Annotated in this window: 20 protein-coding genes and 1 pseudogene; 15 read left to right on the top strand and 6 right to left on the bottom strand. The window is 63.3% G+C overall.

What is annotated here, in order from left to right:
- The first annotated feature begins 2 nt into the window (after positions 1 to 2).
- The 7 genes and pseudogenes from pqqD (at position 3) to ACVIN2_RS29710 (ending at position 8,332) form a co-directional block, all read left to right on the top strand.
- Entirely contained in the window at positions 3 to 314 is a 312-nt protein-coding gene (pqqD, locus tag ACVIN2_RS29740; protein ID WP_007613770.1) for a pyrroloquinoline quinone biosynthesis peptide chaperone PqqD, read from the top strand.
- Entirely contained in the window at positions 311 to 1,504 is a 1,194-nt protein-coding gene (pqqE, locus tag ACVIN2_RS29735; RefSeq protein WP_456768306.1) for a pyrroloquinoline quinone biosynthesis protein PqqE, read from the top strand. Before pqqD ends, pqqE begins: the two co-directional genes overlap by 4 nt.
- Complete coding sequence (pip, locus tag ACVIN2_RS29730; RefSeq protein ID WP_456768305.1) at positions 1,501 to 2,487, top strand: prolyl aminopeptidase; 987 nt, start codon at positions 1,501 to 1,503, stop codon at positions 2,485 to 2,487. The genes pqqE and pip overlap by 4 nt, the downstream gene beginning before the upstream one ends.
- 15 nt (positions 2,488 to 2,502) lie before the next feature.
- Positions 2,503 to 3,179: pseudogene (locus tag ACVIN2_RS29725) on the top strand (hypothetical protein).
- Positions 3,180 to 3,529: 350 nt separating this feature from the next.
- Entirely contained in the window at positions 3,530 to 5,329 is a 1,800-nt protein-coding gene (locus ACVIN2_RS29720; RefSeq protein WP_456768304.1) for an FAD-dependent oxidoreductase, read from the top strand.
- Complete coding sequence (locus tag ACVIN2_RS29715) at positions 5,299 to 7,146, top strand: 2-oxoacid:acceptor oxidoreductase subunit alpha (RefSeq protein ID WP_456768303.1); 1,848 nt, start codon at positions 5,299 to 5,301, stop codon at positions 7,144 to 7,146. The genes ACVIN2_RS29720 and ACVIN2_RS29715 overlap by 31 nt, the downstream gene beginning before the upstream one ends.
- A gap of 130 nt (positions 7,147 to 7,276) precedes the next feature.
- The gene (locus tag ACVIN2_RS29710) at positions 7,277 to 8,332 is read left to right on the top strand and encodes a 2-oxoacid:ferredoxin oxidoreductase subunit beta (protein ID WP_018454076.1); all 1,056 of its coding nucleotides are present in this window, start codon (positions 7,277 to 7,279) and stop codon (positions 8,330 to 8,332) included.
- A gap of 4 nt (positions 8,333 to 8,336) precedes the next feature.
- Here ACVIN2_RS29710 and ACVIN2_RS29705 read toward each other — a convergent pair whose 3' ends face one another.
- Together ACVIN2_RS29705 and ACVIN2_RS29700 are read right to left on the bottom strand one after the other, a co-directional pair.
- Positions 8,337 to 8,780: a DUF4399 domain-containing protein gene (locus ACVIN2_RS29705; protein WP_456768302.1), complete on the bottom strand. Its 444-nt coding sequence runs from the start codon at positions 8,778 to 8,780 to the stop codon at positions 8,337 to 8,339.
- A gap of 17 nt (positions 8,781 to 8,797) precedes the next feature.
- On the bottom strand, positions 8,798 to 10,333 hold the full coding sequence (locus ACVIN2_RS29700) for an SUMF1/EgtB/PvdO family nonheme iron enzyme (RefSeq protein ID WP_456768301.1): 1,536 nt from the start codon (positions 10,331 to 10,333) through the stop codon (positions 8,798 to 8,800).
- A 303-nt stretch (positions 10,334 to 10,636) separates the two neighbouring features.
- On the opposite strand from ACVIN2_RS29700, the gene ACVIN2_RS29695 reads away from it, so the two are divergent.
- From ACVIN2_RS29695 to ACVIN2_RS29670, 6 genes are all read left to right on the top strand, one after another.
- Positions 10,637 to 11,257 (top strand): hypothetical protein, encoded by a 621-nt coding sequence (locus tag ACVIN2_RS29695; protein WP_456768300.1) that lies wholly within the window; start codon positions 10,637 to 10,639, stop codon positions 11,255 to 11,257.
- A gap of 31 nt (positions 11,258 to 11,288) precedes the next feature.
- Positions 11,289 to 11,750: a DsrE family protein gene (locus tag ACVIN2_RS29690; RefSeq protein WP_456768299.1), complete on the top strand. Its 462-nt coding sequence runs from the start codon at positions 11,289 to 11,291 to the stop codon at positions 11,748 to 11,750.
- 215 nt (positions 11,751 to 11,965) lie between these two features.
- On the top strand, positions 11,966 to 12,292 hold the full coding sequence (locus tag ACVIN2_RS29685; protein ID WP_456768298.1) for an ArsR/SmtB family transcription factor: 327 nt from the start codon (positions 11,966 to 11,968) through the stop codon (positions 12,290 to 12,292).
- A complete protein-coding gene (locus ACVIN2_RS29680; RefSeq protein WP_456768297.1) occupies positions 12,289 to 12,720 on the top strand; it encodes an SRPBCC family protein in 432 nt (143 codons plus the stop codon). Before ACVIN2_RS29685 ends, ACVIN2_RS29680 begins: the two co-directional genes overlap by 4 nt.
- Positions 12,721 to 12,764: 44 nt before the next feature.
- Positions 12,765 to 12,983 carry a hypothetical protein gene (locus ACVIN2_RS29675; RefSeq protein ID WP_456768296.1) on the top strand — a complete coding sequence of 73 codons (219 nt, stop codon included), beginning with the start codon at positions 12,765 to 12,767 and terminating at the stop codon, positions 12,981 to 12,983.
- A gap of 2 nt (positions 12,984 to 12,985) precedes the next feature.
- On the top strand, positions 12,986 to 13,429 hold the full coding sequence (locus ACVIN2_RS29670; RefSeq protein WP_456768295.1) for a DUF1801 domain-containing protein: 444 nt from the start codon (positions 12,986 to 12,988) through the stop codon (positions 13,427 to 13,429).
- A gap of 214 nt (positions 13,430 to 13,643) precedes the next feature.
- On the opposite strand, the gene ACVIN2_RS29665 is transcribed toward ACVIN2_RS29670, so the two are convergent.
- From ACVIN2_RS29665 to ACVIN2_RS29650, 4 genes are all read right to left on the bottom strand, one after another.
- On the bottom strand, positions 13,644 to 15,179 hold the full coding sequence (locus ACVIN2_RS29665; protein WP_007613791.1) for a SpoVR family protein: 1,536 nt from the start codon (positions 15,177 to 15,179) through the stop codon (positions 13,644 to 13,646).
- A complete protein-coding gene (locus tag ACVIN2_RS29660) occupies positions 15,176 to 16,453 on the bottom strand; it encodes a YeaH/YhbH family protein (protein WP_456769828.1) in 1,278 nt (425 codons plus the stop codon). The genes ACVIN2_RS29665 and ACVIN2_RS29660 overlap by 4 nt, the downstream gene beginning before the upstream one ends.
- Positions 16,454 to 16,472: 19 nt before the next feature.
- On the bottom strand, positions 16,473 to 18,416 hold the full coding sequence (locus ACVIN2_RS29655; RefSeq protein WP_007595704.1) for a PrkA family serine protein kinase: 1,944 nt from the start codon (positions 18,414 to 18,416) through the stop codon (positions 16,473 to 16,475).
- Positions 18,417 to 18,715: 299 nt separating this feature from the next.
- Positions 18,716 to 19,378: a hypothetical protein gene (locus ACVIN2_RS29650; protein ID WP_456768294.1), complete on the bottom strand. Its 663-nt coding sequence runs from the start codon at positions 19,376 to 19,378 to the stop codon at positions 18,716 to 18,718.
- 307 nt (positions 19,379 to 19,685) lie between these two features.
- Here ACVIN2_RS29650 and ACVIN2_RS29645 point away from each other — a divergent pair, with 307 nt between their 5' ends.
- Together ACVIN2_RS29645 and gnd are read left to right on the top strand one after the other, a co-directional pair.
- The gene (locus ACVIN2_RS29645; RefSeq protein WP_456768293.1) at positions 19,686 to 22,535 is read left to right on the top strand and encodes a bifunctional transaldolase/phosoglucose isomerase; all 2,850 of its coding nucleotides are present in this window, start codon (positions 19,686 to 19,688) and stop codon (positions 22,533 to 22,535) included.
- A 14-nt stretch (positions 22,536 to 22,549) separates the two neighbouring features.
- Positions 22,550 to 23,548, top strand: a complete 999-nt coding sequence (gene gnd / locus ACVIN2_RS29640; protein ID WP_456768292.1) for a phosphogluconate dehydrogenase (NAD(+)-dependent, decarboxylating) — start codon at positions 22,550 to 22,552, stop codon at positions 23,546 to 23,548.
- Positions 23,549 to 23,584: the final 36 nt, after the last annotated feature.

Here is a 23,584-nt window from a genome sequence, read left to right as displayed (position 1 = left end):
CGATGGCCGGGCCGCGTCACATCAGCGTCAGCGAGACCAGCCGGCCGGTGCTGCCGCGGCACGCCAAGCTGAAATATGACGAGACGCGAAAAGTCTGGGTGATCCTGGCGCCCGAACGCGTGCTGGCGCCGGACGAGATCGCGGTCGAGGTCTTGCAGCTCTGCGACGGCGAGCGCAATGTCGGCGAAATGTCCGACCAGCTCGCGGCAAAATACGCCGCGCCGCGCGAGGCGATTTTGGCCGACGTCATCGTCATGCTGCAGGATCTCGCCGACAAGGGCTTTCTCACGGAGGCCCGGGAGAAGACGTCATGAGCGATGTGCTCGGCAACCCCACCATCCCGCCCGACGCCAGCGACAGCCTCGCGGTGCTGGAGAAGAGCCGCTCGACGGCGGAGACGTTCGGCATTCCGCTCGCCGTGCTGCTCGAGATCACCCATCGCTGCCCGCTGCAATGCCCCTATTGCTCCAACCCGGTCGAGCTCGACCGCTCGGGCAAGGAGCTGACCACCGAGGAATGGAAGAAGGTCCTGAGCGAGCTCGCCGAGATCGGCGTGCTCCAGGTGCATTTCTCGGGCGGCGAGCCGACCGCACGCAAGGACCTCGTCGAGCTGGTCAAGCATGCGAGCGACGTCGGCCTCTACACCAATCTCATCACCTCGGCGGTGCTGCTGACGCGCGAGCGGCTGAGCGAGCTGGCCGATGCCGGGCTCTGCCACGTCCAGATCAGTTTCCAGGGTGTTGAAGAAGCCCTCGCCGATCGCGTCGGCGGTTACAAAAACGGGCACCGCAAGAAGCTCGAAGTGGCAAAATGGACGCGCGAGCTTGATTTGCCGCTCACCGTGAATGCGGTGATGCACCGGCAGAACCTGCACCAGCTGCCCGAGATCATCCAGATGTCGGTCGATCTCGACGCCGACCGGCTCGAGGTTGCCAATGTGCAATATTACGGCTGGGCGCTGAAGAACCGCGCCGCGCTGATGCCGACGGTGGCGCAGCTCGACGAGTGCACCCGCATCGTCGAGGACGCGCACGAACGGCTGAAGGGCCGGCTGACGATCGACTATGTCGTGCCCGACTACTATGCGCTGCGGCCGAAGAAATGCATGGGCGGCTGGGGCCGGCAGTTCTTCAACATTTCGCCGGCCGGCAAGGTGCTGCCCTGCCACGCCGCCGAGAGCATCACCGGGCTCGACTTCGAATCCGTGCGCTCCAACCATTCGATCGCCTGGATCTGGCAGAACTCGGAGGCCTTCAATCGCTATCGCGGCACCGGCTGGATGAAGGAGCCGTGCAAGAGTTGCGAATTCCGCGAGATCGATTTCGGCGGCTGCCGCTGCCAGGCCTTTGCGCTGACCGGTGACGCCGCCAACACCGATCCTGCCTGTGCGCTATCGCCGCTGCACGAGACCATCTTCAAGCAGGCCGAGCGCGAGGCCGAGGGCGACACCAACCGCTTCGTCTATCGCAATTTCGCCGGCGGCACTCTGGAATCCGGCGAATGACGCCTGACGCCGACGCGGCCAGCTCAGTCAAGCGCGCCGATCCCTTTGCACCGCTGACCTCCGAAATGCTCGACGTCGGCAACGGCCACGAGCTCTATGTCGAGAGCGTCGGCCGCACCGACGGAATCCCGGCGGTCTATCTGCATGGCGGCCCCGGCAGTGGTTGCCAGCCCGACCATCGCCGGCTGTTTGATCCCGACCGTTTCCATGCCGTGCTGTTCGACCAGCGCGGCTGCGGCCGCAGCCGGCCGAAGGGATCGCGCCAGCACAACACCACGCAGCATCTGATCGCGGACATGGAAAAGATCCGCGAGAAATTCGGCATCGCGCGCTGGATGGTGGTCGGCGGATCCTGGGGCGCGACGCTGGCGCTGGCTTATGCGCAGGCCCATCCCGAGCGCGTCTCCGGGATTGCGCTCCGCGCGATGTTTCTCGGCACGCGTGCTGAAGTCGAGACCGCCTTCACCTCACGCCTGTCGCAATTCTACCCCGCGCTCTATGAGGATTTTCTCAGCGTGCTGCCGGTCGAGGAACGCGCGCGGCCGGTGGAAGCCTACTATCGCCGCATCCTCGATCCCGATCCGGCCGTGCATGGCCCGGCATCGCGCGCCTGGCACGACACCGAGCGCGCGTTGTCGGAGCACAAGGCGGCAAAGACGCGGATCGACCTGGCGTCGCTGAACGTCTGGCGCACATTGCCGGCGACGCCGTTCATGGAGGCGCATTATTTCATTCACGACAGCTTCATGACGGAGAACCAGTTGTTGCGGAATGCCGGCAAGCTCGACGGCATTCCCGGCATCATCGTCCAGGGACGCTACGATCTGTTGTGCCCTCCCGAGACATCGCAGGCGCTCGCGAAAGCGTGGCCGGGTTCCGAGATTCGTATCGTGGAAGAAGCCGGCCATTCGCTCTATGATACCGGCGTGCGGGACGCGGTCATGAAGTCGATCGCGGATATCGCCTCGAAGATCTCGCGATAACAGGACAACACGAAAATGCCATGCGCCGGGAAGGGCATGCTGCTGACGTCGATGAATATCGACGTTTCAGATGAAGCCGATTTCAATCGCTGGTACGATCGCGAGCATCTGGAAGAGCGCGTTGCGATCGAGGGCTTTCTGGAGGCGCGGCGCTATGTCGCGCACGCCGCCAATCCCAAATATCTCTCGTTGTATTCGACCGCGACGCTCGACGTGCTCGACAGTCCCGCCTACCGGGCGCGGCTCACCATCAGACCGAATGGTCGCGGCGGAGCATGGCGCATTTCAAGGACATGCTCCGCGTGGTCGCGCGCATCACGATCAGCAATGGCACCGGCCGCGGCGCGGCGCTCGGTGTGATCCGGCTGCGGCCGACGCCGGACAATGCAGCCGCATGGCGTGACGCACTGCAAGAACGGCTGGCGCCGGAACAGCACGACGGCATCATCTCCATGCATCTGCTCGAGAGCGAACCGGAATTGTCGGGCGCAACGGCGGACATTCCGGCGGTGCGCAACGAAGGCGCGCGCGACTGGTTCGTGCTGATCGACGGCACGCATGTCGGCGCGGTCTCGGCCGTGATCGCCGCGCGCTTCACCGGCCCTGCCGCCTCGCCATTCCCGCTTCCCGTGTCGGTCGGCACCTACAGCCTGATGTGGGACCTCGCGAAGAGCGACATCGCGCGGGGCTGACCTGGGGACATTGCTGCGCTGCCGCCAACGCCGTCATTGCGAGCGCAGCGAAGCAATCCAGAGTCTTTCCGCGGTCGCAGCCTGGATTGCTTCGTCGCAAGGGGTCCTCGCAATGACGAGGATTGGGCAAAGTATATATGTTGCATCGCACGCATCTCGCGCGGCCATTAATGATGTGCGCGCTGGGCTCCCATGAAAGCCGGTGATCCCCCAAATTTGCCGTTGTACTTCGGAGCCGTTCTAATAAGCTAACCCAATGACGTCATTCAGAAACCAGATCGCCGCGCGTTAGCGTTCGCAAGCTCAAGAAAAGGCCGCCGGGTCTTTGAGCCTGCGCGGACAGGGTAGGAATGAAACCGACCGATATTGCGGCCCCCGACTACTTTCACAAAGTAGTCGATTGCCAATGGGCCTGTCCTGCGCACACTCCCGTTCCCGAATACATCCGACTGATCGCCCAAGGCCGCTACAGCGACGCCTATATGATCAATTGGAAATCGAACGTGTTTCCCGGAATTCTGGGACGCACCTGCGATCGTCCATGCGAGCCGGCGTGCCGCCGCGGGCGCGTCGAGGAGACGCCGGTCGCGATCTGCCGCCTCAAGCGCGTCGCCGCCGACTTCAAGGACGACATCACGCAACGCCTGCCGCGGCCCTTGGCCAAGAACGGCAAGCGCGTTGCCTTCGTCGGCGGCGGTCCCGCTTCGCTGACGGTGGCGCGCGATCTCGCGCCACTCGGCTATCACTGCACGGTGTTCGATGCCGATCCGAAAGCCGGCGGCATGATGCGCTCGCAGATCCCGAAATTCCGCCTGCCCGATTCGGTCATCGACGAGGAGACCGGCTACATCCTGGGTCTCGGCGTCGACTTCAAGGGCGGCCACCGCATCGAGAGCATGAAGGCGCTGCTCGCGGAGAAGTACGACGCGATCTTCGTCGGGTCCGGCGCACCGCGCGGCCGCGAGCTCGACATCCCCGGACGCAAGGAAGCCGCCGCCAACGTCCATATCGGCATCGACTGGCTGTCCTCGGTCTCGTTCGGCCATACCGACAAGATCGGCAAGCGCGTTATCGTGCTCGGCGGCGGCAACACCGCGATGGATTGCTGCCGCACCGCGCGCCGCCTCGGCGGCGAAGAGGTGAAGGTCGTCGTGCGCTCCGGCTTCGAGGAGATGAAGGCCTCGCCCTGGGAGAAGGAAGACGCGCTGCACGAGGACATTCCGATCCTCAACTTCCTCGTCCCCACGGCTTTCGTCCATGACAACGGCAAACTCACCGGTATCACCTTCCAGAAGGTGAAGGCCGAATACGATGCCAAGGGCCGGCGCAACCTCGTGCCCTCGGGCGAGCCGGACCAGACCATCGAATGCGATGACGTGCTGGTCGCGGTCGGCCAGGAGAACGCCTTCCCCTGGATCGAGCAGGACTGCGGCATCGAGTTCGACAAATGGCACATGCCCAAGGTCGATCCGAAGACGTTCGTATCCACAAATCCAAAAGTGTTCTTTGGCGGCGACGCCGCGTTCGGGCCGAAGAACATCATCTGGGCGGTAGCGCAGGGCCATGACGCTGCGCTGTCGATCCACAAGATGCTTTCGGGCGAGGACGTCACCGAGCGTCCATTGCCGGAGGTGCACATCTCCTCGCAGAAGATGGGCATCCACGAATGGAGCTATGACAACGACATCTCCAACGACAAGCGCTACAAGGTGCCGCATCGCGACAAGGTGATCGCGCTGAAGGACATCCGCACCGAGGTCGAGCTCGGCTACGACGTCAAGCTCGCGCTGGGCGAAGCTCACCGCTGCCTGAACTGCGATGTCCAGACCGTGTTCTCGACCTCGCTCTGCATCGAGTGCGACGCCTGCGTCGACATTTGTCCGATGGACTGCATCACCTTCACGGACAATGGCGAGGAAGGCGATCTCCGTCAGCGCCTGAAAGCGCCCTCGCTGCATCCGGACCAGGATCTGTATGTGTCCAGCGACCTCAAGACCGGGCGCGTGATGATCAAGGACGAGGACGTCTGCCTGCATTGCGGGCTGTGCGCCGAGCGTTGTCCCACCGGCGCCTGGGACATGCAGAAATATTTGATCGAGATGACTCAAGCGGGTTCGACATGTCCGACAAAAAGCCGATCAGCAGCGTAAACGACTTCGTCGTCCGCTTCGCCAACGTCAACGGATCGGGCTCGGCCAGCGCCAACGAGATGTTCGCGCGCGCGATCCTGCGCCATGGCGTTCCGGTGAGCCCCCGTAACATCTTCCCCTCCAACATCCAGGGGCTGCCGACCTGGTACGAGGTGCGGGTGACCGAAGACGGCCATCTCGGCGCCCGCGGCGGCGTCGACATGATGGTCGCCATGAACCCGCAGACCTGGGACAAGGATGTCGCCGGCATCGAGCCCGGCGGCTATCTGTTCTACGATTCCACCAAGCCGATGCCGTCGACCAAATTCCGCGACGACATCACCGTGATCGGCGTCCCCCTGACCGCGATCACCAACTCGACTTACACCGATCCGCGCCAGCGCCAGCTGTTCAAGAACATCATCTATCTCGGGGCGCTCTCGGCGCTGCTCGATATGGATCCGAAGCTGATTGAGCAGCTGATCGGCGAGCAGTACAAGGGCAAGGAGAAGCTCCTGTCCTCCAACGTCCACGCGCTGCATCTCGGCCGCGACTGGGCGCTGCAGAACCTGAAATGCCCGACCGGGCTGCGGGTGAAGAAGTCCGACAAGGTCGGCGACCGCATCTTCATCGAAGGCAACAGCGCCGCCGCGCTTGGCGCCGTCTATGGCGGCGCCACCGTGTGCGCCTGGTATCCGATCACGCCGTCCTCGTCGGTGGCGGAGGCTTTTACCGCCCACTGCAAGAAGTACCGACACGATCCCGAGACCGGCAAGGCCAAATACGCCATCGTGCAGGGCGAGGACGAGCTGGCTTCGATCGGAATCGTGATCGGCGCCTGCTGGAACGGCGCGCGCGCCTTCACCGCGACCTCCGGGCCCGGCATCTCGCTGATGACCGAGTTCATCGGACTTTCGTACTTCGCCGAAATCCCGGCCGTGATCATGAACATCCAGCGCGCCGGCCCCTCCACGGGCATGCCGACCCGCACCCAGCAATGCGACATCATCGCCTGCGCCTATGCTTCGCATGGCGATACCAAGCATGTGCTGCTATTCCCCGAGGATCCCGCCGAGGCGTTCGAGTTCGCGGCCGCGGCCTTCGATCTCGCCGAGCGGCTCCAGACCACCATCTTCCTGATGCTCGACCTCGACATCGGCATGAACCACCGGCTCTGCCGTCCGCTGAAATGGGACGATTCCAAGCAATATGACCGCGGCAAGGTGATGACTGCGGAGATGCTGGACGAAGGCCGCGATTTCGGCCGCTATCTCGACGTCGACGGCGACGGCATCCCGTACCGAACCTATCCCGGCACGCATCCGACCAAGGGCTCCTTTTTTACCCGCGGCACGTCGCGTGACCGCTATGCGCGTTACTCCGAGGAAGGCTCGGTCTACGCCGACAACATGCAGCGGCTGATGCGCAAGTTCGAGACCGCGCAGGATCTGGTACCGCGGCCGCTCCAGGCCAATGCGGAACGGCCGACCAAATACGGCGTGATCTATTTCGGCTCGACCACGCCGGCGATGGACGAGGCGATCGGACTTTTGGAGGCACGGGGGCATCAGCTCGATCGCCTACGCATCCGCGCCTTCCCGTTCCATTCGAGCGTAGCGAGCTTCCTCGCCGAGCACGATTTCGTCTACGTCGTCGAGCAGAATCGCGACAGCCAGCTGCGCCAGCTCATCGTCAACGAGAACGGCATCGACCCGGTGCGGCTGGTGCCGATCGTGCACTACGACGGTTCGCCGATCACCGCCCGCTTCATCGCAAAAGCCATTGGCGACCACCAGGATCACCTCAAGGTGACCCCGCTCCGCAAGGCCGTGTCATGATGACCGGTTATTTACTCTCTCCGTCATGCCCGGGCTTGACCCGGGCATCCACGCCTTTCTTCCGTGCCGCCAAGACGTGGATGGCCGGGACAAGCCCGGCCATGACGCCGCGGAAGCTTCAGGTGCTCGCATGACCTACATTGCAAAGCCGAAATTCCACCATCCCGGGCTGAAGAAGAACGAGCTCGGCTACACCCATCGCGATTACGAAGGCAAGATCTCGACGCTGTGCGCCGGCTGCGGCCACGACTCGATCACGGCCTCGATCATCGAGGCCTGCTACGAGCTTTCGATCGAGCCGCACCGGGTCGCCAAGATCTCGGGCATCGGCTGCTCGTCGAAGACGCCCGACTATTTCCTCGGCAATTCGCACGGCTTCAACTCCGTGCACGGCCGCATGCCGTCGGTCCTGACCGGCGCCAATCTCGCCAATCGCGATTTGATCTATCTCGGCGTCTCCGGCGACGGCGATTCCGCCTCGATCGGCTTCGGCCAGTTCGCGCATTCGATCCGGCGCGGCGTCAACATGACCTATATCGTCGAGAACAACGGCGTCTACGGCCTGACCAAGGGCCAGTTCTCGGCGACCGCCGACCGCGGCTCGAAGTCCAAGAAGGGCGTCACCAACACCGACAATGCCATCGACCTCGTCGCCATCGCGCTGCAGTTGGGCGCGACTTTCGTCGCGCGCTCTTTCTCCGGCGACAAGACCCAGCTCGTGCCGCTGATCGCGGCCGCGATCCGCCACAAGGGCGCGTCGTTCATCGACGTCATCAGCCCCTGCATCGCCTTCAACAACCACGCCGGCTCGACCAAGAGCTTCGACTATGTCCGCGAGCACAATGACGCGGTGAACCGGCTCGACGTGCTGGTCGGCCGCGATCCGATTGCGGTGGATTACGCACCCGGCACGGTGCAGATGGTCGAGCAGCATGACGGCAGCAGGATCGCGCTGCGCAAGATCGACGCCGACTACGATCCGCACGACCGGCTCGGCGCCCAGACCTTTCTGCAAAAGCACGCCGCCAAGGGACAGATCGTCACCGGCCTGCTCTATGTCGACCCTGATGCGGAAGATCTGCACGAGCATCTCAACACGGTCGAGACGCCGCTCAACACGCTGGAAGCGGACACGCTCTGCCCGGGCTCGGCGGCGCTGGACAAGTTCAACGCCAGCCTGCGGTGACCGACTACCGCGCCGCGGCCGGCGGCCGGACGCGTATGGTGATTTTCTCCGACACGATGGGCGGCTCGAACGGATAGTGCCTGGCATCGCCCAGCACGAGTTGAAGCGTGTGCGTTCCGGGCGGAAGCTCGAGCAGCGTTTCGGTCTGCCCTGCCCCGAAATGCAGATGCGACTTGTCCTGCAGGATCGGCTCCTTGGGATCGATGGGGTCGTTGACGTCGATCAGCAGATGATGGTGACCGGCGTTCTGGTACTCGTCGCCGGCATGGGTCACTCCCATGTTGCGCAAGCCGAACCGGACCCAGAATCCGCCGCGGACCTTTTGCCCGTCATGCGGGGTGATGAAATAGAGCTTTGCGTCCTTGGGCGCTGCCTTGCCTTGTGAAAAGGCTCCCCCCGGGAGCAATGCGAGCGCCGCCGCCAGCGCGACGCAACGAAATATCTGCATCAAACCAACTCCACCACTTAGGGACTGAGCGCCACGCGGAATCCGTGCGTGGGATAGCGAACATTGGTGTCGTAGCCGTCGCGGTTGGACGGCCGCACATATCTCGAATCGTTCTTCCAGGAGCCCGAGCGCAGGACATGAGCGCTGCAGTCCCCGCTGCTCCATGCCGAGCCGTCACCGGGCGCGCCCTGATAGGTCTTGTGCCAGCAGTCCTCGACCCACTGATCGACGCCGCCGCCCATGTCGTGGAGCCCGAACGGATTCGGCCTGAAGCTGCCGACCTTCGCCGGCTGCTCGGCCGCGAGATCACCGCAATCCTTGCAACCGGCCATGCCCGGCTGCAGCTTGTCGCCCCACCAATATTTGGTCTGCGTTCCGCCACGCGCGGCATATTCCCATTCGGCTTCGCTCGGAAGCCGATAGGTCTTCTTCGTCGCCTGCGCGAGATAGGCCGCATATTGCTGCGCGTCGGTCCAGCTCACATTGCTGACCGGTGCATCGTCCTTGCCGATCGCCGTGAAGCCGCACGCCTTTGCAGCGGCGCACTCGTTCCATTCCTGCACGGTCACCGGATATTTGCCGATCGAGAACGGTCTGACCGTCACCTGATGGACAGGACGCTCGGTCGGGTCGTCATTGCTTCCCATCGCAAAGCTGCCGCCGCGAATGGCGACCATCTCGGGTTCGCGGACGGCAGTTGTCGATTGAGTTGGCGCTGGAGCGGGCGACGGAGGTAACGAAGCCGACGAAGGAGAAGGCTGCGGCGTCTGCGGCGCGGCTTCGCGCAGAGGCTGCGGGCTTGGCGATGCGGCAGAAGAAGCGTTAGGAGAAACGGTAGTGACGGCGGCCTGCTCGCCCACCCTGCCCGGCGCCTGAGCCAGCAGATACCACAGCACGCCGGCGGCCATCACCGACAGCGTGATTCCCAGGAGAAAGATCAGAGCATTCTCGCGCCGTCCCCGCGTCCTGCCGACCGCGTCTGCATCCGGCAGCACTTTATAGACGCGCACGGGATCGGTGATGTTCTTGACTTTGCGGTCCCCGAGCGACTCGTAACCGCACACGACCTTGTGCTTGATCTGCTCGTAGATCGCGCCGGAGATAAAGACCTGGCCTGGCTCGGCGATGCCCTCGATGCGCGTCGCGATGTTGACACCATCGCCGTAGACGTCATCCGGCTCCACGATGACGTCACCGAGATTGACACCAATCCGGTACTCGATCCTCGTCTCCTTCGGAAGCGAGGCGTTGCGGCCGATGAGATTCTGCTGGATGACGATGCTGCATCGCACGGCCTCGACCGGACTGTCGAAGATCGCGATGAAGCCATCGCCCGTCGTCTTCACCAGATTTCCATGGTGTTCGACGATGCTGGGCTGGATGAGATCCCGCTCGATCCGCTTGACGCGGACGTGCGTGCCCTCCTCGTCGGCCTGCATCAGGCGGCTGTAGGAAGCGATGTCACCGACAATGATGGCCGCGAGACGACGAGGCATCGGGCCGTGCGTGGGCGGCTCGTCATTCCCGGATCTGAAGTTGCGAATTTCGCCCATCGCGGGGGGACTCCACAAACTTACAAGGCAGGCCCCCAGCCTACAACCGCCAGAGGCGATCGTCTGTGAAGGCTATCACATCGATGAAGTCGGGCAATGTCGGAAGAACCGCAGGCGTCGAGTTCCGAAAGGCGAAGACGTCACGTCGATTGAACCTTCATGACCCCATCGACGACTAATGCCCGGCGTGGAACCAGTCACCTCGCTCCGCCGATGATCGTGTCCGTGATGTGCGGACCATGAACGCGTCGCACCTGGGCGGCGTCTACAGCGTACAGCTCAGCTGCTGCACGCGAGGCCATCATGAAGTTTTTTCTCGTTGCTGCCGTCTTCCTCGCCGCGTTTGCCGGCGCGGCCCACGCCGAAGAGGCCGACGATATCCGTGAGGCCAGCAAGGCCGAAGCCGAGACCTTCAACGCGCGCATGTATGCGGGAGCACCCGGCAACAAGGCCTATGCCTGCTTCGTGCGGCGCTACGATGCCGAGCATCTGGCGCGCCATCCGAAGCAGAAGGTCGCCTCGATGAAGCTACTGATCTCGGCGGAGATGGACACGGAGGACAAGCAGTTCCACAATTCCTTCCGCCTCGGCTTCAGATATCGTCACCGCTCCGGCGATTTCGACTCCAGCGGCTCCTGTCATCACGCCGTGTTCACCAAGGACGGCACCGAGATCCGCCTCGGTTGCGGCGTCGACTGCGAGGGCGGCGGCATCGGCGTCGCGCTCTCGAAGGACGATAAATCGGCGATCGTGCGGCTCGCGCGGGTCAGGGTCTGGCAGAACAACAAGCCGGATGAGGATGCCGAACTGTCACTGGTCGCCGGTGCCGACGACGGAATTTTCCGCCTAGATCGAACGGACAATAAGGAATGCGCCTCGCTCGTGACCGACCGCAAGGAACTCGCCGCGCTCCGCCACAAATGATATGTGTCCGGCGCAATCGAGGGAGATCGTCATGAACCGCCGGAACATGTTGTGGAGCGCCGTCTCGGGCTTGGGCGCGGCGCTTGGCGCCTCCAGCGCCAAGGCCGCGACCGAGGCCGCGACCGAAGCCGGCACAGGCAACAAGCTGAAGGTGGTCTATCATTTGAGCGATGCCGAAAAAGTCAATTTCGTGCTCGGCAACATCCAGAACCATATCGACGGCGTCGGCGGTCCGGAGCATGTGACGATTGCGCTAGTGATCCACGGGCCGGCGCTGAAGGCGTTTCACTCGGCGCAAGCCAACCCTGACATCAGCAAGCGCGTCGGCGATTTCTCCAAGGATGGCGTCGAGCTTGCGGCCTGCGGCAACACGATGAAGGCGCAGAACGTCACGCTCACGGATCTCCTGCCGGGCTTCGTCAGCGCGGAGAAAGGCGGCGTGGTCCGTTTGGCCGAGCTCCAGTCGCAGGGCTATCTCTATCTGCGGCCGTAGGGGCGCGGGAGGCGCCGCTACATTGTCCGTCATTGCGAGCGCAGCGAAGCAATCCAGTCCCTCCACGGAGGCAGACTGATTGCTTCGTCGCAAGGGCTCCTCGCAATGACGGCGGAGCGGGTTGCGCGAGCGAGTGCCACAGCGTCGCAACGCGCTTGACTTACCCATAACTCCAGGGTTATGAATACATCCATAACTTACAGGTTATGGATTATATGCCCGTCGTCGCTCACGACCTTCTGTTCAGGACGCTCGCCGACCCCACCCGTCGGGCGATCTTCGAGCGACTGTGCCGCGAGGGCGAACAGACGGTCGGGGCCCTGACGGCACTGTCGGGCGTGTCCCAGCCGGCGGTCTCAAAACATCTCGGCGCGCTGAAGCAGGCTGGCCTCGTGCGCGACCGGCATCAAGGGCGGCAGACGCATTACAGCGCCCAGCCCGGCGCGCTCAATCCGCTGATCGACTGGACCAGCCAGATGGCCGGATTCTGGCAGAACCGGCTCGACGCGCTCGACGATCTCCTGAAGAGGATGGACCAATGAACGAATCCGCGACCGAAACCCGATCTGTCGTCGTCGAGCGCGAATTTGCCTTTCCGGCAGAGCGGATCTGGCGCGCGCTGACGCAGCCCCATCTGATCGAGGAATGGCTGATGAAGAACGACTTCAAGCCGAGCGTGGGCCACCGCTTCAACCTTCGCGGCGAGTGGGGCGGCGTGCTGGACTGCGAGGTCCTCACGATCGAGCCGCAGAAGACGCTCGCCTACACCTGGAATTTCTCGCATGACGACGCGGCGTTCGATCTCAAGAGCGTCGTGACCTTCACGCTGACGCCCACGGGTGCAGGCACGCATCTGCGTGTCGAGCAAGCGGGCTTCAGCCCGACGCAGAAGCAGGCTTTCGGCGGCGCGCATGCCGGCTGGAAGCAGTTTTTCGCCAAGCTGGACGAGCTGCTGGCAAGGGCAGATTAGCTCGGCCGCCGGCCTTCATTCGATCATCTCAAGAGGAGGTTTCATTGACCGGAAATATGTGGATTCGGCAGATCCATCGCTGGCTGTCGATCGCTTTCACGCTCGCCGTCATCGCCAACATCGTCGCCCTGACGCTGCAAATCCAGGCGACGTGGATCGGCTTGCTCGCCTTCGTCCCACTGATCCCGTTGCTCGCGACCGGGCTCTATATGTTCGCGCAGCCCTATCTCGGCCGCGGCCGCGGCGCCCGACAAGAGGCGTGAACATGAAGAAGGCCGTGACCGCGAAAAACAGCAGCACGACGAAGACGGATGGCGCTACTCCATCCAGGATGATCGACGGCAGGATCAAGGAGCTCGGCGACTGGCGCGGCGAGATGCTCGGGCGAATCCGCGGCCTGATCAAGGAGGCCGACCCTGATGTCGTCGAGGAATGGAAATGGCGCGGCGTTCCCGTGTGGGAGCACGACGGCATCATCTGCACCGGCGAGACCTACAAGGCCGTGGTGAAGATGACCTTTGCCAAGGGCGCGGCGCTGGAGGATCCCGCCGGCCTGTTCAACTCGAGCCTCGACGGCAACGTGCGCCGCGCGATCGATATTCGCGAAGGCGAAAAGATCAACGAGAAGGCGTTGAAGGCGCTGATCCGCGCGGCGGTGGAGCTGAATGCGTCCAAAGCCAAGAAGAAGCCGGCCAAACGTTCCGGATAAAACAGCCGTTGTGGAGCCACGAACGCTTTCCTTCTCCCCTTGTGGGAGAAGGTGGCGCGAAGCGCCGGATGAGGGTCTCTATCGACACGGAAATGTGGAGAGATACCCCTCACCGCAGTGAGCTTGTGTCTCCCGGCGTCGCCGCCCTCTCCCACAAGGGGCGAGGGCACATCAATGCGCATCTCGCCGTATTGCTCCGAATAATCAGCCGCCCTCAGGCCACCGCCGAGATCGGGCGCGGGCTCACGACATATTCGCGCAGCACCTTGTCGTTGGCGTCGACCTCGATCAGCGCCACGTCGTAGGTCCAGAGATCGGCCAGATGCTGGAGCACGCGCTTGGCGTCGGTCTCGTTGAGCTGCGCGCCCTTGATGACATGGTGATGCAGGATCAGCCGCCGGTCGCCGGAGAGATCGACGTCGACCACCTCGATATTCGCGTCGATGTAGCCGACATCGTGCTGCCGTGCCAGCTCGCGCCGGACGCGGCGGAAGCCGCGCTCGTCGTGGATGGCATCGACGCGAATGCCGGCGCGTTCCTCGGGATCGTCATGCAGGTGGAACATGCGGAGGTGCCGCATCAGCTTCGGGCTCAGGAACTGGGCGATGAAGCTTTCATCGCGGTAGTTGGCCCAGACGTCGCGCAGCACGCCCATCACGTCGTTCTTGCCGGCGATGTCCGGGAACCACTCGCGGTCCTCGTCTTCCGGCCGGGTGACGATGCGCTCGATGTCCTGCATCATGGCGAAGCCGAGCGCATAGGGGTTGAAGCCGGAAAAGCGCTGGTCGTCGAATTCAGGCTGGAACACGACGTTGGTGTGCGACTGCAGGAATTCGAGGAAATTGCCGTCGCTGATGCGGCCTTGCTGATGCAGCTTGGTCATGATGCGATAGTGGACGTAGGTCGCCGTCCCCTCGTTCATCACCTTGGTCTGGCTCTGCGGATAGAAATATTGCGCGATGTGGCGCACGATGCGCAACAGCTCGCGCTGCCAGGGCGCCAGCCGCGGCGCGCTCTTCTCGAGGAAATACAGCAGGTTCTCCTGCGGCAGGCCGAGCAGCTTGCGGCGGCGTTCGATGCTGAGCGCGGACCGGGTCTTGCTCTTTCCCGCCGGCACGGTGCGCCAGAGGTCGTTGAAGACCTCCTCCTCGTGCTGGCGGCGGCGCCCTGCCCGCTTCTCTTCGGCGCGGAGATCGAGCTTCTTCTTGCCGGGATAGCGGTCGATCCCGTGCGACATCAGCGCATGCGCGGCATCGAGGGTGCGCTCGACCTCGACCCGGCCGTAGCGATCCTCGCATTGCATGACGTAGTTCTTGGCGAAATCCAGATAGTCCAGGATGCCGTCGGCGTCGGTCCACTGCTTGAACAGATAGTTGTTCTTGAAGAAATGATTGTGCCCGAAGGCGGCGTGCGCGATCACCAGGGTCTGCATCGTCGCCGTGTTCTCCTCCATCAGGTAGGAGATGCAGGGCGAGGAGTTGATCACGATCTCATAGGCGAGACCCATGAGGCCCTTGCGGTATGAGGCCTCGTGATACGCAAAGTGCTTTCCGAACGACCAGTGCTTGTAGAACAGCGGCATGCCGACGGACGAATAGGCGTCCAGCATCTGCTCGGCGGTGATGACCTCGATCTGGTTCGGATAGACGTCGAGCCCGAGATCTTTCGTCGCCACCTCCTCGCAGGCATCCGTGATGCGCTGCAAGGTGTGAAAATCCCAATCGGCGCCTTCGAACAAGCGTTCCGTCATGGAGCGGCTTTCTCCTGGGCAGTGTCGCGGCGCTGAAACAGATCGTGGAACACCGGAAAAATCTCGCTGCGCTCGCTGACCTTGCGCATCGAGAGCGGTGCGCCGCTGTTGCGCAGGCGCTCGTAGAGGGTCCAGAGCGAGGAGTCGGACAGATCGAAGGCACTGCCGCCGGACTCGCCGACCTCGAGATAGGCGAAGAACTGGCAGACCGGCAGGATCTTGTCGGTCAGCAGCATGCCCGCGAGCTCGCCGTCGGAATAGGAATTGTCGCCGTCGGAGGCTTGCGCGGCGTAGATATTCCAGTCCGACGGGCTGAAGCGTTCGCGCACGATCTCGTGCATGGCCTGCAGCGCGCTGGAGACCAGCGTGCCGCCGGAAGCCGGGCCGTAGAAGAAGGTCTGCTCGTCCACCTCCTCGGCGCGATCGGTGTGGCGGATGAAGACGATATCGACGTGCTTGTAACGGCGCTTCAGGAACACGTAGAGCAGCATGTAGAAGCGCTTGGCGAGATCCTTCATGTGCTCGGACATTGAGCCCGACACGTCCATCAGGCAGAACATCACGGCCTGGGCAACGGGCTTGGGCACCGTCTCGAAGCGGCGGTAGCGGATGTCGATCGGATCGATGAAGGGAATGCGCTTGGACTTCGCCTTCAGTTTTTCGAGCTGGGCCAGCAGCAGCAGGCGCTCGTCCTCATCCGCGCATGCGGCGATGGCGGATTCCAGCTCTTCGATCTCCTCCTTGCTGGGACGCTTGAGCGCGATACGGCGCGCCATTGCGCGCCGAACCGTCCGGCTCACCGAGATGTTGGATGGCGAACCCGACGTGGTGTAGCCGGCGCGCTGGATGCCCTCGCTCTCGGTCTGCGCGATCTTGCGTTTGGCGAGATCAGGAAGTTCGAGATCATCGAGGAAGAGATCGACGAATTCGTCGCGACTGAGCACGAAGCGGAAGGCGTCCTCGCTGTCGCCTTCGCCCGGACCGGAATCCTTGGCGCTGCCCTGGCCGGAGCGCTGGAGATAGTCGCCCTCGATGAACTTCTTGTTCCCCGGCAACACCATGTCGCGCGTTCCGCCGTCGCGGCGGAAACGCGGCTCGTGCATGCCGTCGAGCGGAATCGTGACCTCGCCACCCTCCAGGACGTCCTTGATGTCGCGTTCCTGCGAGGTCTTCTTGACGGCGCCCTGCACCAGGGATTTGGCCCGACGCAAGAACCGCTGCCGGTTCTCGAGACTCTTGCCGCCTGGGTTCAGGCGCCTGTCAATAATGTGAATCGGCACTTTTCCATCCGCCTCAACCGGCCTGCTTCACGCGCATGTACCATTCGACGAGCCGGCGAACCTGACGCTCGGTGTAGCCGCGCTCCACCATGCGTGCGACGAACTCGCCGTGCTTCTTCTCCGTCTCGCCGTCCTTCTTCGACCCGAAGGAGATGACCGGAAGCAGGTCCTCGACCTGGGAGAATATCCGCTTTTCGATCACATCGCGAATCTTCTCGTAGGAGATCCAGGTCGGATTCTTGCCGCCGTTCTGGGCGCGCGACCGTAACGAGAATTTGACCACCTCGTTGCGGAAATCCTTCGGATTGGCGATGCCCGCCGGTTTCTCGATCTTGGTCAGCTCCTGGTTCAAGAGTTCGCGATCCAGCAGCTGGCCGGTGTCGGCGTCCTTGAAATCCTGGTCCTCGATCCAGGCATCGGCGTAGTCGACGTAGCGGTCGAACAGGTTCTGGCCGTAATCCGAGTAGGATTCGAGATAAGCCTTCTGGATCTCGTTGCCGATGAACTCGGCATAACGCGGTGCAAGGTCCGCCTTGATGAATTCGAGGTAGCGCTTCTCGACTTCCTCGGGCAGCTGCTCGCGCTTGATCGATTGCTCCAGCGCGTACATCAGATGCACGGCGTCGGCGGCGACTTCCTGCGGATCGTGGTTGAAGGTCGCAGCCAGGATCTTGAAGGCAAAGCGGGTGGAGACACCGTCCATGCCCTCGTCGACGCCGGCGGCATCGCGATATTCCTGGACGCTGCGCGCCTTCGGATCGGTCTCCTTCAGGCTCTCGCCGTCGTAAACCCTCATCTTGGCGTAGGTCGTGGAATTTTCGTGCTTGCGCAGCCGAGACATCACCGAGAACCGCGCCAGCGTCTCCAGCGTCGCGGGCGCGCAAGGCGCGGCCGCGAGCTCGGAGCCCTGGATCAGCTTCTCGTAGATCTTCTGCTCTTCCGTGATCCGCAGGCAATAAGGCACCTTGATCACGCAGATGCGGTCGATGAAGGCCTCGTTGTTCTTGTTGGCCTTGAAGCTCGACCACTCGGCTTCGTTGGAGTGCGCGAGGATGACGCCGGTGAACGGAATAGCGCCGATGTTCTCGGTGCCGATGTAGTTGCCTTCCTGCGTCGCGGTGAGCAGCGGGTGCAGCATCTTGATCGGCGCCTTGAACATCTCGACGAACTCGAGCACGCCCTGGTTGGCGCGGTTGAGGCCGCCGGAATAGCTGTAGGCGTCGGGATCGTTCTGCGCATAGGTTTCGAGCTTGCGGATGTCGACCTTGCCGACCAGCGAGGAGATGTCCTGGTTGTTCTCGTCACCCGGCTCGGTCTTGGCGATTCCGATCTGGCGCAGCCGCGACGGCTGGATCTTTGCGACCCGAAACTGGGAAATGTCGCCGCCAAAGGCTTCCAGCCGCTTGTAGCACCACGGGCTCATCAGGCCGGTGAGACGGCGGCGCGGAATGCCGTATTTCTCTTCCAGCATCGGGCCGAGCTGATCCGGATCGAACAGGCTGAGCGGGCTTTCGAACACGGGCGAGAGCTCGTCGCCGGCCTTGAGCACGTAGATCGGGTGCACTTCCATCAGCGACTTGAGCCGCTCGGCGAGCGAGGATTTGCCGCCGCCGACCGGACCGAGCAGATACAGGATCTGCTTGCGCTCTTCGAGGCCCTGCGCCGCATGACGGAAGAAACCGACGATGCGCTCGATGGTTTCTTCCATGCCGTAGAAGCCGGCGAAGGCGGGATAGGTGCGGATCGTGCGGTTCAAAAAAATACGGCCAAGGCGTGGGTCCTTGGCCGTGTCAATCGTCTGGGGCTCACCGATCGCTGCTAGCAGTCGTTCGGCCGCGTTCGCGTATTTCATGGGATCGCTTCGACACGATTCCAGATATTCCGCCATCGACATGTCGTGTTGGCTTCTCGCCTCGAACGACTTAGCGAAAGCGTTGAATAGAGAATCGTTGTACATGATCCCTCTCCGCGTGAGTTCCGCTACACAATTGAACGAAAGCAGCGACCGGACCGTTCCTTAGCGCCACTCTCGAATCAGCGTGAGCACATGACGATCATTCGACACCCGGGCGCCTTCTCGGCGCAACGCACAACGTAGGCACAGGGTGAGTTACGAACAGGCACCTGCCTGATATTTGAGCGAATCTTTGTCTATATTGGCTCATTTCCAGAAAATGTCACTCGCTCGCAACATCCGGGCGTTACCGGGGATGCGTTCATCCGGCGCCCCATCATAGCGATCTGCGAACGGCGATCTTATGACGCTTGTACGGCGAAGCCTTGGGTGCCGCGTTCATCTTCCTGCTGCAATGCGGTGCGTGGACCGCCGGCGGCGTGACAGTCGCGGCAAGCGCGCAGCAGTGTATCAAAATCGGTCGCCAGGCCCTCCGACCGGATGACGATGCGGTCGTTCTGCCGATCGTCCTGGGCACAACGGGCCAAGCCGCGGATGGTGCAGAGCTGCCGCTGCAAGGCCGGCGTCGGCGTCAGCACGATCACCTTGCGCCCGCGGCGTTCTTCCGCCGAAATTTCCGCGATCGAGTCCCACAGCAGAAATTCATTGCCGATGCGGAGATCGCGGATGCCATAGGGGGTGACGATCACCACCGATCCCCGTTCGGCGGGGAGCATCCAGATCAGCCGACCGGTCATCAGCGCGAACACCATCACGCCAGCAGAGCCGACCGTCGTGTCGTAATCGCCAAAAGCATCCCACCAGCCCAAGGCGAGTGTCGCGCTGAGCAGCGTCGTGGCGAAGCCCGCTACGACCAGCAGCCGGGTTTGGGTCGTACATGGACCGATTTCGAGATCATGGGACGCATCGACGCTTCCGGTCGACGGGGCCGATTGCGGACTGTCTGTGACAGCGAGCGCCAGACGGTCATGATGTGCTTGCATGCTTTCCCCCAGCATGGCCATTCGCGACCGAGCCACGACGCATCAGGCGGACCGGAATCCGCTGATGAGTACTCCGCGCAGCCACTAGCGACGAGCCGAGGCAGCTGACGTTACGCAACGAGACCAGGCCGATTTCTCACGGCCAACGACCTTTTACGCAACTCGGCTCCCTCTACGCGGATCGCCATGACCGCGACGGAGTTACACTGGAGGATATGACGCCCATACCCTTGATTGGTTCCCTCAAGGATGCATGTAAGCTAGAGGATAGCGCGTCAGGACCGGCGCGGAAACCCCTCGCCCGCAGGCTTGGAGATAAATTAGCATCATGAATCCCGTCAAAGAACTGGAAAAGCACGGACAAGCCGTCTGGCTGGACTTCCTGGCCCGCGGCTTCATCGCCAAGGGCGACCTGAAGCGGCTGATCGACACCGACGGCGTCAAGGGCGTCACCTCCAACCCCTCGATCTTCGAGAAAGCGATCGGCAGCTCGGACGAATACGACGCGCCGATAGGCAAGGCATTGAAGCGCGGCGATCGGTCGGTCGCCGACCTGTTCGAGGCCGTCGCGGTCGAGGACATCCAGAACGCCGCCGACGTGCTGCGCCCGGTCTACGACCGCCTGAAGGGCGGCGACGGCTATGTCAGCCTGGAAGTCTCGCCCTATCTGGCGATGGACACCGGTGAAACGGTCACAGAGGCGCGGCGGCTCTGGAAGGACGTCAACCGCAAGAACCTGATGGTGAAGGTGCCGGCAACGCCTGAGGGCCTGCCGGCGATCGAGACCCTGATCGGCGACGGCATCAGCATCAACATCACGCTGCTGTTCTCCAGGGACGTCTATCTGCAGGTTGCCGAGGCCTATCTCGCCGGTCTGGAGACATACGTCGCAGGTGGCGGCGACCCCTCGCACGTGGCGAGCGTGGCGAGCTTTTTCGTCAGCCGCATCGACTCGGTGGTCGACAAGCAGCTCGACGAGAAGATCGCCCGCGCCAACGACCCGAGCGAGAAGGAACGGCTCGCCGCGCTGAAGGGCAAGGTCGCGATCGCCAATGCGAAGGTCGCCTACCAGGATTACAAGCGCCTGTTCTCAGGTCCCCGCTGGGACAAGCTCGCGGCCAAGGGCGCCAAGCCGCAGCGCATGCTGTGGGCCTCGACCGGCACCAAGAACAAGGATTACAGCGACGTCCTCTATGTCGAGGAATTGATCGGTCCCGACACCATCAACACCGTGCCGCCGGCGACACTGGATGCGTTCCGCGACCACGGCACGCCGCGCGACAGCCTGGAAGAGAATGTCGACGACGCCAGGCGCGTGCTGGAAGAGCTGGAGCGCTCCGGCGTCTCGCTCGATGCCATCACCGAGGAGCTCGTCAAGGATGGCGTCAAGCAATTTGCCGACGCCGCCGACAAGCTCTATGGCGCGGTCGCCCACAAGCGCGCCACCGTGCTTGGGCCCGCGATCGACCGCCAGCTTCTCTCGCTCGGCGACGGTCTCGGCAAGGCCGTGGCCAAGAGCACCGAGGAATGGCGCGCGTCGGCAAAGATCCGCCGGCTGTGGCAGCGCGACAAATCGGTCTGGACCGGCACCGACGAGGACAAATGGCTCGGCTGGCTCGACAGCGCCGCCAAGGCCGACGTCGCCGACTATGAGGACTATGCCAGCCGCGTGAAAGGCCAGAAATTCTCCGACGCCGTCGTGCTCGGCATGGGCGGATCAAGCCTCGGGCCGGAGGTGCTGGCCGAGACCTTCGGCAAGAAGCCCGGGTTCCCGAAGCTCCACGTGCTGGATTCCACCGATCCGGCACAGGTGCGGGCGATGGAGGCCAGGATCGACATCGCCAACACCGTGTTCATCGTCTCCAGCAAGTCCGGCGGCACCACCGAACCGAATGCGATGAAGGATTATTTCCACGAGCGCGTCGCGCAGGCGGTTGGGCCGAAGGTCAAGACCGGCCACCGCTTCATTGCGGTCACCGATCCCGGGTCGTCGCTGGAGAAGGCGGCGAAGACGCTGAACTACGCGCGCATCTTCCACGGCGAGCCCTCCATCGGCGGACGCTACTCGGTGCTCTCGCCGTTCGGGCTGGTGCCGGCGGCAACCGCGGGCATCGATATCAAGACCTTCATCAAGCACGCGCTTGCGATGGCCCGCTCCTGCGGACCGGACGTGCCGCCAAGTGAGAACCCCGGCGTGCAGCTCGGCCTTGCCATGGGCCATGCAGCGCTCGAAGGCCGCGACAAGGTGACGATCCTGTCGTCGAAGAAGATCGCCGATTTCGGCGCCTGGGCCGAGCAGCTCATCGCGGAATCGACCGGCAAGGATGGCAAGGGCCTGATCCCGATCGACGGCGAGCCGCTGGGCGAGCCCGCGGTCTATGGCAATGACCGGCTCTTCATCGACATCCGTATCGAGGGTGAGGCGGATGCCGCCCATGACTCGCAGCTTGCTGCGATCGAAGCGGCCGGCCATCCCGTCGTGCGCATCGTGATGAAGTCGATCGACCATCTCGGCCAGGAGTTCTTCCGCTTCGAGATGGCAACGGCGGTCGCAGGCAGCATCCTCGGCATCAACCCGTTCGACCAGCCGGACGTGGAAGCGGCCAAGATCAAGACCCGCGAGCTCACCGCCTCGTTCGAAAAGACCGGCGCGCTGCCGGCCGAACGGCCGGTGGTCAGCACCACCGAGGCCGATCTCTACACCGACGAGACCAATGCCGCGGCCCTGCGCGCCGCCGGCGCCAACGGCGACCTCACCTCATGGCTGAAGGCGCATCTGTCGCGCTCCAAACATGGCGATTATGTCGCCCTGCTCGGCTACATCGCCCGCGACAAGGCGACGATCGACGCACTCCAAGCCATGCGGCTCGAAGTGCGCGAGAAGCGACATGTCGCAACCTGCGCCGAGTTCGGACCGCGTTTCCTGCACTCGACCGGACAGGCCTACAAGGGCGGGCCCGACAGCGGCGTGTTCCTCCAGATCACCGCCGAGGATGCCAGGGACTTGCCGGTGCCGGGCCAGAAGGCCAGCTTCGGCGTCATCAAGGCCGCGCAGGCGCGCGGCGACTTCGACGTGCTTACCGAGCGCGGCCGGCGCGCGCTGCGCGTCCACCTGAAGGGTGGGCTCAAGAAGGGTCTCGCGGCGCTCAATGCGGCGCTCAATGACGCACTGAACTAAGGGGAATTCCTCAAATGCAACTCGGCATGATCGGCCTCGGCCGGATGGGCGGCAACATCGTTCGCCGCCTGATGCGCCACGGACATTCGACGGTGGTGTACGACAAGGATGCCAAGGCCGTCGCGGGCCTTGCCGCAGACGGCGCTGTCGGCTCGGCGACGCTCGAAGAGTTCATTGCGAAACTGGAGCGGCCGCGCACGGCTTGGGTGATGCTGCCGGCCGGCCACATCACCGAGACCACGATCGACACGATCGCGGGCGTGATGCAGGAAGGCGACGTCATCATCGACGGTGGCAACACGTTCTGGCAGGACGACGTCCGCCGCGGCAAGGCGCTGAAGAAGCGCGGCATCCACTATGTCGACGTCGGCACCTCCGGCGGCGTCTGGGGCCTCGACCGCGGCTATTGCATGATGATCGGCGGCGAGAAACAGGTGGTCGATCGGCTCGATCCGATCTTCGCCGCGCTCGCGCCCGGCGCCGGCGACATTCCGCGCACGGAGGGACGTGAGGGCCGCGATCCCCGCATCGAGCAGGGCTACATCCATGCCGGCCCCATCGGCGCCGGGCATTTCGTCAAGATGATCCACAACGGCATCGAATACGGCCTGATGCAGGCCTACGCCGAAGGTTTTGATATTCTCAAGAACTCCAACATCGAGGCCTTGCCGGCGGATCATCGTTACGATTTCGATCTCGCCGATATTGCCGAAGTGTGGCGCCGCGGCTCCGTGATTCCGTCCTGGCTGCTCGATCTCACTTCGACGGCGCTCGCCGACAGCCCGGCGTTGACGGAATATTCCGGTTTCGTCGAGGATTCCGGCGAAGGACGCTGGACCGTGAACGCCGCAATCGACGAGGCCGTGCCGGCCGAAGTCCTGACCGCGGCGCTGTTCGCACGTTTCCGTTCCCGCAAGGAACACACCTTCGCGGAGAAAATTCTCTCAGCGATGCGAGCCGGCTTCGGCGGCCACAAGGAGCCGAAGCAGCCGGCTGCTTCGAAGCCCAAATAGCTCGGAAGTAAAACGTAACAAGCGAAGGCCAATAGT

This window comes from Bradyrhizobium sp. USDA 3650, from assembly GCF_054057395.1.
This window is presented reverse-complemented; position numbering and strand designations above follow the sequence as displayed.